General features: G+C 61.5%; 10 protein-coding genes. 5 read left to right on the top strand and 5 right to left on the bottom strand.

All coding sequences use genetic code 11. The features are described from left to right. Positions 1-16 precede the first annotated feature (16 nt). From AC07TV_RS01980 to AC07TV_RS01965, 4 genes are read right to left on the bottom strand one after another with little or no spacing between them, the layout of a single operon-like run. Entirely contained in the window at positions 17-2137 is a 2121-nt protein-coding gene (locus AC07TV_RS01980; protein ID WP_494646719.1) for a methyl-accepting chemotaxis protein, read from the bottom strand. A gap of 38 nt (positions 2138-2175) precedes the next feature. Next, on the bottom strand, positions 2176-2688 hold the full coding sequence (locus AC07TV_RS01975; RefSeq protein ID WP_494646718.1) for a chemotaxis protein CheW: 513 nt from the start codon (positions 2686-2688) through the stop codon (positions 2176-2178). A gap of 5 nt (positions 2689-2693) precedes the next feature. After that, positions 2694-3059, bottom strand: a complete 366-nt coding sequence (locus tag AC07TV_RS01970) for a response regulator (protein WP_494646717.1) — start codon at positions 3057-3059, stop codon at positions 2694-2696. Positions 3060-3073: 14 nt separating this feature from the next. Next, a complete protein-coding gene (locus AC07TV_RS01965; RefSeq protein WP_494647370.1) occupies positions 3074-3448 on the bottom strand; it encodes a response regulator in 375 nt (124 codons plus the stop codon). A 220-nt stretch (positions 3449-3668) separates the two neighbouring features. Between AC07TV_RS01965 and thiD the strand changes: the two genes are divergently transcribed. The 5 genes from thiD (at position 3669) to AC07TV_RS01940 (ending at position 9595) form a co-directional block, all read left to right on the top strand. After that, positions 3669-4538, top strand: coding sequence for a bifunctional hydroxymethylpyrimidine kinase/phosphomethylpyrimidine kinase (gene thiD / locus AC07TV_RS01960; protein ID WP_494646716.1), 870 nt, complete (start codon positions 3669-3671; stop codon positions 4536-4538). Beyond that, on the top strand, positions 4531-5175 hold the full coding sequence (gene thiE, locus AC07TV_RS01955) for a thiamine phosphate synthase (RefSeq protein ID WP_494646715.1): 645 nt from the start codon (positions 4531-4533) through the stop codon (positions 5173-5175). Before thiD ends, thiE begins: the two co-directional genes overlap by 8 nt. Continuing rightward, positions 5172-6455 carry a glutamate-1-semialdehyde 2,1-aminomutase gene (gene hemL / locus AC07TV_RS01950; protein ID WP_494646714.1) on the top strand — a complete coding sequence of 428 codons (1284 nt, stop codon included), beginning with the start codon at positions 5172-5174 and terminating at the stop codon, positions 6453-6455. Before thiE ends, hemL begins: the two co-directional genes overlap by 4 nt. Continuing rightward, on the top strand, positions 6452-6790 hold the full coding sequence (sugE, locus tag AC07TV_RS01945) for a quaternary ammonium compound efflux SMR transporter SugE (protein ID WP_494646713.1): 339 nt from the start codon (positions 6452-6454) through the stop codon (positions 6788-6790). Before hemL ends, sugE begins: the two co-directional genes overlap by 4 nt. A gap of 174 nt (positions 6791-6964) precedes the next feature. Beyond that, positions 6965-9595 (top strand): chemotaxis protein CheW, encoded by a 2631-nt coding sequence (locus AC07TV_RS01940; RefSeq protein WP_494646712.1) that lies wholly within the window; start codon positions 6965-6967, stop codon positions 9593-9595. Here AC07TV_RS01940 and mgtE read toward each other — a convergent pair. Continuing rightward, complete coding sequence (gene mgtE / locus AC07TV_RS01935; RefSeq protein WP_494646711.1) at positions 9576-11018, bottom strand: magnesium transporter; 1443 nt, start codon at positions 11016-11018, stop codon at positions 9576-9578. The two genes, AC07TV_RS01940 and mgtE, sit on opposite strands and share 20 nt — an antisense overlap. Positions 11019-11100 lie beyond the last annotated feature (82 nt).

Here is an 11100-nt window from a genome sequence, read left to right as displayed (position 1 = left end):
TTTCTCGCGATTATCGTCAGTCGACCTTGAAGCCGGCGACCGAGCCCTTCAGTTCGGAAGCCAGCGCAGTCAGTTCATCGACCGCCTGCGCTGTACGCTGCGTACCTGCTGTTGTCTGTTCCGTGACGTGCAGAATATCCTGCATCAGGCGCGCCACCTGGGTAGCCGAATCCGCCTGGTTCTGGGTTGAGGTGGAAATGCTCTGAATCAGGTCGGCCAGATTGCGCGACACGTCGCCGATCTCGGACAGTGCCTGACCGGCCGCATCTGACAACTTGGCTCCCTCGACCACACCGCGGGTCGACTGTTCCATGGCGGACACAGCATCCTGCGTGTCGGTCTGAATGGTCTTCACAATGGCCGCGATCTGTTTCGTTGCCTCGCCGGAGCGTTCTGCCAGGCGCTGCACTTCCTCGGCAACCACCGTAAAACCGCGCCCTGCGTCGCCGGCAGACGCGGCCTGAATGGCGGCGTTCAGCGCCAGCACGTTGGTCTGTTCGGTAATGTCGGAAATCAGCTCCACGATTTCGCCAATTTCCTGCGAGCTTTCGCCCAGACGCTTGATGCGCTTCGAGGTTTCCTGAATCTGGTTGCGAATTTCGTTCATGCCCTTGATCGAATCCTGCACGGCCAGCGTACCTTTTTCGGCAGCCTGCAGCGACTGCCGGGCGACTTGGGCCGACTCTGTCGCGTTGCCGGAAACTTCGGACATGGAACGGGCCATTTCCAGAGCCGACTGACCCGCCTCCTGAATTTCGGAAGATTGCCGCTCGGCTGCGTTGAGCAGTTCGGCCGACGTCTGGCGGGCGATTTCGGTTGCCGCGGTCACGCGGTTTGCCGCATCGTTGATACGACCGACCAGCACGCGCAGTTCTTCAATGGTGTAGTTGATCGAGTCGGCGATGGCGCCGGTAATGTTTTCACTAACCGTGGCGGTAACAGTCAGATCTCCATCGGCCAGATCGCCGAGTTCATTCATCAGACGCAAAATCGCGTCCTGGTTTTCACGGTTGGTCTGTTCCGATGCGTGGCGCTGCTCTTCTGCATCTGCAGCACGACGACCGGTATCGTCAAGATAGATCTTGGCCAACAGGGCCAGCGTGGCCAGCGCGATCAGACTCAGCGCGATCAGCAACACGATATACATGCCGCGTTCAGCCAGCCCCTGCTGATAACCCAAAGCCAGTTCGTCAGTTGCCTTCAGGAGGTCTTCGCTCTCGCGGAAAATCCGGGATCCAGCCTGTTTCGAAAGAACCAGCGGTTGCATGTTGCCAAGAATGCTGGAAATGGCACCTTGGTATTCCTTGAACGCGACTTCAAGACTATCGAGCTTGGTACGGCTTTCGGCATCGTTGCCGCCCTTGCTCAAAGCGCTCAGGATGTCGCGGAAGGCATTGGTATCCTTGCCGAGCAGGAACGCCACTTCCGGATTGATTTCGTCACCGACGAGCAGCGCCGATGCATTCTTGGCAATCCGCTGGGTCAACATGACCAACTGGCTGGACGACGCAATCTCTCGGGAAGCCGCCCCACCCTGCAGCTTTAGGGTTGCCAACTGTTCAGTCAGTTCAAGCATCGCGGAATTCTTGTTGTCGATGGTGGCAACGTTCTTGCCCAGTGCGACCAGATTCGCTTCCTGCGCGATAACCGTTTCCGCGTCCTTGTCGGTGGTTGCCCAGCGCTGCCCCAAGGCTTCGAGCTGCGGCCGAACGCTGTCAGGCGAGGCTGGGACGCTGACGCTACCAATTTCGCCACCGTTCGAAAGCTGATCGAACAGCTTTCCGAATGTGTCGCGCGATTCCTTCAACTGACCGAAGGCAACCACGTTGCCCTGCAGCGCCAGCGATGAAGCCTTGGCCAGCCGCTGCGACAGCATGCGCATTTCTCCGGAAGCAGCGATGTAGGCAGTGTTGTGGGTTGATTCGCGGTTGTCGTGGAAAACCAGGCCGGCTATCAGCAACAGAAGGGCGATAAAAATACCACCCAGTGTCTTCATCTGTTGTACAACAGGCTGCCCCGCGAGGAACCCGGGCAACGGCATTTTGCCGGGAGGCATATCTGCCGAAACGGTCATCTGCCCCGATGAACCACCGTTGCCGAGACCAGCAATCTTGGGAAGCTTGAAGCTGAAAGCCATGGAAATCCTCCACTTGGGGTAGGGGCGAAAGCCCTCTGTCAAACCCCGATATTCATGAAATCCTGATCGGCGAGCAGTTCGCGCACCGAAAGTTTGTGCCAGATTTTTCCCTGCGTATCGGCAAAACGCTGCCTGCCCCAGGCCGGCATCGAAACATCGGCCGGTTCGACAGTGAAATCGTCAGGGTTTTTCAGGCCGAGCATGCGCGATACAAGCAGGGCGGCATTGACGCCGTGACGGGCACCGATCAACAGCAAGCGCGCGTTGGCGTTCTGGACGATGGGCGGGCCACCGCGAAAGAGCGAAAAATCGCTGACAGCGTGCAGGTTGCCGCGAATATTGGCGATCCCGGCGAACCATGGCCGGGTCATCGGAACAGGCGCAAGAAGCGAGGCTTGGACAATTTCTCCGCCATCGGAAAGATCAACCAGCCAAGATTCGCCGCCGGCCTCAACACCAAGCCAGGACGACGATCCCTTACCCTTGGCCGCATTGCTCAGACGCGTCGCCAGATATTCCTGAAAATCACGAAGGCTGGTTTTCCGGGCCATCTGGATTACGGCAGCGCAGCGACTCGTTGCAGCAACTCTTCCGGAATCAACGGCTTGACAAGGTAGTCCACCGCGCCCTGACGCAAGCCCCAGATCTTGTCGGTTTCCTGCCCTTTGGAGGTACAGACAATGATCGGAATGTTTTTCGTTTCTTCATCGCGAGTCAGGGTGCGCGTTGCCTGATAGCCGTTCAACCCAGGCATCACGACATCCATCAGGATCAGGTCAGGCTTGTTGGCCTTGGCCTTGGCGATCCCCTCTTCGCCATTTTCCGCTGTGGTTACCTGATAGCCGGCCTTGGTCAGCACATCGACGGTAAAAAAGCGCTCAGTGGGCGAATCGTCGACAACGAGAATATTCTTTACGGGCATGTGCTCTCCCTGAGCTACGTATTGGATTCTGTCTCGGCCGGCAAGGCAAACGCAGCAACCGTTTGCAGCAGGCTGTCTTTTGTAAATGGTTTGGTCAGATACTGGTCGGAGCCGACCATGCGGCCCCGCGCCCGATCGAACAACCCGTCCTTGGACGAGAGCATGATGACCGGCGTAGCCTTGAATTTCGGGTTCTTCTTGATCAGCGAACAGGTTTGATAGCCATCAAGGCGCGGCATCATGATGTCGCAGAAGATGACGCTCGGCTGGTGGTCGGCGATCTTGGCCAGCGCATCGAAGCCATCTTCGGCGAGGACGACCTGACACCCTGCCTGCACGAGAAAAATCTCGGCGCTGCGCCGTATCGTATTGCTGTCGTCAATGACCATGACCCTGACGCCGCGCAGTCTGGATAAATCAGCCACTTTCCCTGTCCCCTGTGCCTCTGATGGAGGCTCTATCGGTGCATCATACTACGGAAGTATTACCGCGAGGCAATGCCAACAACAGTGTTACAGCTTTTTGATGACTACTTCGACCGCCTCGAGATTCGGATAAAATCGCGGCCATCTTACCCAATTCCCTTCGCTCCCGCCAAGGGTGCGAAAAATGATGAATACCACCGCACCAACGCCGCCCTGCCCACCGATGGTGCTGGTCTTTTCCGCCAGCGACCCGTCAGCCGGTGCCGGCATGCAGGCCGACATCCTCACTTTGGTCAGTCTTGGCTGCCATCCGCTCAGCGCTTTGACGGCACTGACGGTGCAGGACACGGTGGGCGTGCAGAGCGTTCAGCCGGTTAGCGCCGAATTGCTTGAACAGCAGGCACGAACCGTTCTGGAGGACATGCCGGTCGCTGCCTTCAAGATCGGCATGCTGGGTAGCGTCGAGAACGTCATCGCAGTGGCCGAAATCATTTCGGACTACCCGGAAATCCCGGTAATTTTCGATCCGGTGCTGGCTTCCGGGCGGGGCGATGAGCTGTCGAGCGAGGATGTCATTTCCGCAATTCGTGAAATGCTGCTGCCACAGACCACGCTGCTCACACCGAATGCGCCGGAAGCGCGGCGACTGGCCGAAAGCGATGAGGACGAAGGCGAGCCGTCGATCGACGTGTGCGCCCAGCGCCTGATTGAAATGGGCGCGCAGTATGTGCTGATTACCGGCACGCATGAAAACACCCCGCAAGTAGTCAACACGCTGTACGGCGCCGACGGGGTCATTCGGCGCGACCAGTGGGAACGTCTGCCGGGCAGCTACCACGGTTCCGGCTGCACGCTGGCCTCGGCCGTTGCTGGCTGCATCGCCGGCGGGGCCAGCATGGAGGATGCTGTGCACGATGCCCAGGATTACACGTGGCAAGCCTTGGCCGCCGGCTTCCGGGCCGGCATGGGCCAGTTCATTCCGGACCGCTTTTTCTGGGCGCGCGGAGAGGACGACGAGGCAGCAAAAAACAAGGATGAGAAGCCCGATGTCTAATCAGATGAGGCCTGAATTGCGTGGCCTTTACGCCATCACGCCGGAGCACGCTGATGGCGCCCGGCTGCTCAGCGAGGTTGAAGCCGCGCTGGTCGGCGGTTGCCGCATCGTTCAATACCGCGACAAAACCAGTGCGATGCCCGAATGCGTCGCTCGCGCCCGGGCGCTGCGCGAACTGACCCGCCATCACAATGCAAAGCTGCTGATCAACGACGATCTTGCCCTGTCCTTTCTGGTCGAAGCTGACGGCGTGCACCTGGGCAAGGACGATGGCAACCTCATGGCCGCCCGCGCCATACTCGGGCCGAAGCGCATCCTTGGCGCCTCGTGCTACGCCGACTTCGCAGCCGCACAGGCGGCCGAAACGGCCGGGGTCGACTACGTCGCCTTCGGCGCCGTCTATCCGTCACCGACCAAACCGAACGCCCCGCTCGCCGGAACCGATTTGTTTTTTGCGGCAAAAACCCGGTTGACCGTGGCAACCTGCGCCATCGGCGGCATCACGCTCGCCAACGCCCCACCACTGATCGCCGCCGGCGCCGACCTGCTCGCCGTCATCACCGACCTGTTCAGCGCCCCCGACATCGCGGCCCGCGCTGCTGCCTATCAACGTCTTTTCGAGGAAGCCCAGTCATGACCTCACGCAACCAGCAACTGTTCGAGCGCGCCCAGCGCCACATCCCGGGCGGCGTCAATTCGCCCGTCCGCGCCTTCCGTTCGGTCGGCGGCACGCCCTGTTTCTTCCAGAAGGGCATTGGCCCGAAGGTGCAGGATGCGGATGGCAAGTGGTACACCGACTACGTTGGCTCGTGGGGCCCTATGATCCTTGGTCACGCTCACCCTGACGTCATCGCTGCCGTGCAGGCCGCTGTCGTCGACGGCCTGTCCTTCGGCGCGCCGACCGAGAAGGAAGTCGACATCGCCGACCTGCTCTGCGAACTGGTCCCGTCGATGGACATGGTGCGTCTGGTTTCCTCGGGTACCGAAGCGACGATGAGCGCCATCCGGCTGGCCCGCGGCTACACCGGTCGCGACATCCTGATCAAGTTCGAAGGCTGCTACCACGGCCATTCCGACGGCCTGCTGGTCAAAGCCGGATCCGGCCTGCTGACCTTCGGCAATCCTTCGTCGAGCGGCGTCCCGGCCGGCGTTGCCGAGAACACCATGGTGCTCACCTACAACGACCCGCAGGAACTGGCCGAGGCATTTGCCAAACATGGCGACAAAATCGCCGCTGTGATCGTCGAGCCGGTGGTCGGCAACATGAACCTGATCGCCCCGACCCAAGCCTTCCTCAACGCCATGCGCGAGCTGTGTACGAAAAACGGCTCGGTGCTGATTTTCGACGAAGTGATGACCGGTTTCCGCGTCGGCCTGAAGAGCGCGCAGGGACTGTTTGGCATCACGCCCGACCTGTCCACTTTCGGCAAGGTGGTTGGCGGCGGCATGCCGCTCGGCGCCTTTGGCGGCAAGCGCGAAATCATGGAACAGATCGCCCCGCTCGGTCCGGTCTACCAGGCCGGCACGCTGTCCGGCAACCCGATTGCCACGGCCGCCGGTCTGGCCACTTTGAAGCTCATTCAGGCGCCCGGTTTCTACGAAAACCTGACCGCCAAGACCAAGGCTCTGTGCGACGGACTGGTTGCCGCCGCGAAAAAACACGGCGTTGCATTCTCCGCCCAGAACATTGGCGGCATGTTCGGCCTCTATTTCGCCGAGAAGTGCCCAGGCACCTACGACGAAGTACTGGCCTGCGACAAGGAAGCCTTCAACCGCTTCTTCCACGCCATGCTCGACGCCGGCCACTACTTCGCGCCGTCGGCCTTCGAAGCCGGCTTCGTCTCGGCTGCTCACTCCGACGCCGACATCGCGGCAACCATCGCCGCCGCCGACGCCTGGTTCGCCACACTCAAGTGAGCACCGGCTCCGCCTGGCTGATCCTCTTCATCGCCGGCCTCTGCGAGGTTGGCTGGGCGGTCGGCCTCAAATACACCGAAGGTTTCAGTCGCCTGTGGCCCTCGGCCGCAACGCTGGTGGCGATGATCGCCAGCGTCGTCCTGCTCGGCTGGTCGCTAAAGGTGCTGCCGCTGGGCACCGCCTACGCCGTGTGGACCGGCATCGGCGCCGTCGGCACGGCGATCCTCGGCATTTTCCTGTTCGGCGAGTCGCGCGAGGTGATGCGTTTTGTTTGCATCGGGCTGATCGTCGCCGGCATTGTCGGCCTCAAACTGGTGACGCCGGGCACTCCCTGAGTTGGCGCACTGCCGCGGTGCCCGCCATGATGCCTGAATACCAAGAGCACCCATTTGGTGCCCCAGTTTGGCCCCACCCGGTGAAATTCGGCCTTTAGCTAGCCGGCACCCTTTTTGCTGTACTGCAACATCCTCCAGGATGGTCGCCGTACATTGCAAACAGGGAGAGCCAGCATGAGCAAGCGCATCGGATCACGTTCGAAAAACACCCTCGATTATCTGTCCGGTTTCATGGGAGGGCTGCGCGCCGACCAGAAGCGCCTGACCGAAATCCAGGCCACCTACGACAACCTGAGCCTGCTCGGCCAACTGCTCTGCTCCGGTACAGATATTTCCCGCATGCGCGAGGATTTCAACAAGCTGGCCAGCCAGTTGCTCGACCAACTGGCCCGCGAGCACTACCAGAAAGCCGCTCTCAACCTCGACTCCTGCGCCCGGGTGGCCATCGACATCCTGACCCGCAACCTATTCGAGCGTACAGCCGATATCGGCTTCCTGGCCAGCGATGCCGAAATCCGCGCCTTCGCCGAGGCAACCGAAGCCGTGCCGGCAGCCGGCTTGGCTGCCGAACGCCAAGCCTTGCAGGCGCACTTCGCCGAATATGTGCGCAAATACTCCGTCTACCACAACATCATCCTGCTCTCGCCAACCGGCGATGTGCTAGCCCAGCTTGATGAAGGCAATCCCGTCGCCCACTCGGCCGATCCCTTGCTCCATGAAGCGCTCACGACCGAACAGGCCTATGTCGAAGTATTCCGCCCGACCGATCTGCTGCCCGGCGAAACCAGCCCTTTGGTCTATGCCTATCGCGTCATGGCTGCCGACGGTAGTCGGCCGCTCGGCGTGCTGTGCCTCTGCTTCCGCTTCCAGGACGAGTGCCGGCGGATTTTCGACAGCCTGATTGGCGAAGACGAGTGGACGGTGATCACCCTGCTTGACGCGCAGGGGCGAGTTATTGCGAGCAGTGACCCCTACCAGTTTCCGGCCGGGGTCCAGCTCGAAATCGTGGACGATGCTGCCTGCCGGGTGGTCCGTTTCGCCGGCCGCGAATACCTGGCAACCAGCCGGCCAACCCAAGGCTACCAAGGCTACGCCGGGCCTGGCTGGGTCGGTCACGCGCTGGCCCCGCTCAACCATGCCTTCGAGATGGCCGAGGCGCACGAACTGGAGCAGGTGCCGGAAGACTTTCTCGATGGTGTGTTGGAGACCAGCATCCTGTTCAGCCCGGAACTGCGCGATATTCCGCTGCGTGCCACGAGCATCCAGCGCGAGTTGAACCGCGCCGTCTGGAACGGTTATGTCTGGCTGGTGCGCGATGCGCTGGCCGCCCAGAATGCCGACTTCGCCAAGGTACTGCTGCGCGAAATCGGCAGCACCGGCGTGCGCACCCACCAGGTGTTCAGCGAATCGACCGACAGTCTGTACAAGACCGTGGTGTCATCAGCGCTTTCCACATGCACGCGACAGGCAGCACTGGCCATTGAACTGATGGACCGCAACCTTTACGAACGGGCCAATGACTGCCGCTGGTGGGCGCTGACCCGCAGTTTCCGCGAGGAACTGGCCCAGGCCGACCCGCACGACAAGGCACAGCGCCAGCGACTGAGCGAAGTGCTGCGCCGGATCAACGGCCTCTACACCGTTTACAGCAACCTGATCCTGTTCGACCAGAGTGGCCGCGTGCTGGCCGTCTCCAATCCAGCCTACCAGGACTGGCTGGGCAAAATACTCAGCGAAAGCTGGGTGCGGCCGGCCCTCGGCTTGGCTGATGCCCAGAGCTATAACGTGTCAGGCTTCGAGCCGAGCGCGCTGTACGACAATCAGTCCACCTACATCTATGCGGCCGGGGTGCGCGCTGCCGATGACGAGCCGGTCGGCGGCATCGCTATCGTCTTCGATGCCACGCCGCAGTTTCGCGCCATGCTGCACGACGCGTTGCCGCGCCGGACCGACGGCCAGCCGGTAGCCGGCGCCTTTGCCGTGTTTGCCGGACGCGACGGCCGGGTCATCGCCGCAACCGACCCCGATTTGCCGCCAGGCAGCCGGCTGATGATCGGCTACGAGTTTTTCAAGCTGCAAGCGGGCGACAGCTGCACCAATGTAGTCATCTACAACGGTTGCTACTACGCCGTCGGCTCGTCAATGAGCGCCGGCTACCGCGAATACCAGGGAGCTGGCGACGGTCAGCGTGGCGGGGTCGTAGCACTGGTCTTCTCGCCGCTGTCGGATCGCATCGTCGACGCCGAACAGTTGGCAGTGCGCCGCGATACGCTGGTCGACACCTACGCCCGGCGGCCGCTGGCGGCTACCGTCGACAGCGTCGATGTCGCCTGTTTTTATGTCGGCAGCAACTGGTACGGCGTGCGCTCCAGCCATATCGTCGAAGCCGTCGATACCGACCGCCTGACTCCGTTGCCCGGCGTCTCGGAGGCTCTCTGCGGCTGCCTGATGTACCGTGACCAGGCGATCAGCGTATTTGACCTGTCGGCCATCCTGTCGTCGCGCCAGCCAGCGACCGAGCGTCGCCGGGCGAACAGGGGCGGCAAGCAGCAGATCGTCGTTCTCCAGGTGCCGGAACAGCAGGCCCGCTTCGGCATCCTGGTCGACCACCTGGGCGCCGTCAGCGAAATTCCGGCAGTTCGCATCGAAACACTGCCCGGCATGTTGAGCGAGGGTAATTCGCCAATCGAAAGTCTGGTCAAGCCGCATGCCGACGACGTCGAGCGCCGCATCCTGATGGTGCTCTCCGCCAGTCGCATGCTGCATCGCCTGGGCGGTAGCAGCCTTACATCAGGAGCAGCGTAGCCAGCCCGAGGAAAATGAAGAAACCACCGGAGTCGGTCAGTGCGGTGATCATCACCGAGCCGCCGACCGCCGGATCGGCGCCGAATTTCTGGCGCAGCAGCGGAATGCCGACGCCGGCCGACGCCGCCAGCAGCAGGTTCAGCGTCATTGCCGAGGTCATAACCAGGCCGAGTTTGACGCTGCCGTAGAGCCACCACGCGGCGATGCCGAGCAAGCTGCCCCAGATCAAGCCGTTGATCGTCGCCACGCCGAGTTCCTTGCGCAGTAGTCGGCGCATGGCATCGGGCTGGACCTGCCCCATGGCGATGGCACGGACGATCATGGTGATCGTCTGGTTGCCGGAATTGCCACCGATCCCGGCAACAATCGGCATCAGGGCCGCCAGCGCCACCAGCTTTTCAATCGAATCCTCGAACGCGCCGATCACCCGTGAGGCGATGAAGGCCGTCACCAGATTGACCGCCAGCCAGGCCCAGCGGTTTTTCACCGAGTCCCAGACCGAGGCGAAAATATCTTCTTCCTCGCGCAGACCGGCCTGGGCCAGTTGTTCGTGCTCGGCTTCTTCGCGGATGTAGTCCACCACCTCATTGACTGTCACGCGGCCGACCAGCTTGCCATCCGGATCGAGTACCGGTGCCGAGACGAGGTCGTAACGTTCGAAGGCCTTGGCCGCCTCTTCAGCAAGGTCGTCGGGTTCGAACTCGACGAAATCGGTCTGCATCAGCGTACCGACTTCGACGTCGACCTCATTGACGAGCAGGATGTTGAGCGGCAGCACGCCTTTGAGGTGCTCGTTGCGATCAACGACGAAAAGCTGGTCGGTATGGTCGGGAAGTTCGTCGAAACGGCGCAGATAACGCAGCACCACTTCCAGAGAAACGTCCTCGCGGACGGTCACCATGTCAAAGTCCATGATCGAACCGACCGACTCTTCGGGATAAGACATCGCGGCGCGCAACTGCTCGCGCTCCTCGATTGGCAAACCGCGGAAAACGTCGTCGATAACGCCTTGTGGCAAGTCGGGCGCGAGGTCGGCCAGTTCGTCGGCGTCGAGTGTTTCGGCGGCGGCGACCAGCTCGGTGCGCTCCATCGAGTCGATCAGGGTTTCCCGAACGGCGTCCGATACTTCGAGCAGGATTTCGCCTTCGAGCTCCGGATTGACCAACCCCCAGGCAATCAGGCGATCGTCCTGCGGCAAGGCTTCGAGAACGTAGGCAATGTCGGCCGGGTGCATCGGCTCGAGGCGGGCCTGCAGCGCATTCAGATGCTGCTTGTGCACCATGTCTTCGACCAGATCGTGGCGCGGCCCTTCCTGCCGGTGCACCAGTTCCTCCACCAGCTTGTGCCGGGCGAGCAGGGTCTGCACCTCGGCGAGGCGCTCCTGCAAGTCTTCGGTATCAGTCAGCTGGGCTTCTTCGCTCATGGTGCGGCGCCGCAAAAGGTGGGGCATTTTAGCACCGGGCGAAGGACCGGGTTCCGACAAAATTACTGCGGAAAACCCCTAT

The sequence above is a fragment of the Azonexus sp. GW821-FHT04F04 genome (assembly GCF_059420025.1).
Note: the sequence above shows the minus strand (reverse complement) of the source record. Positions and strands in the feature narration are given on the sequence as shown.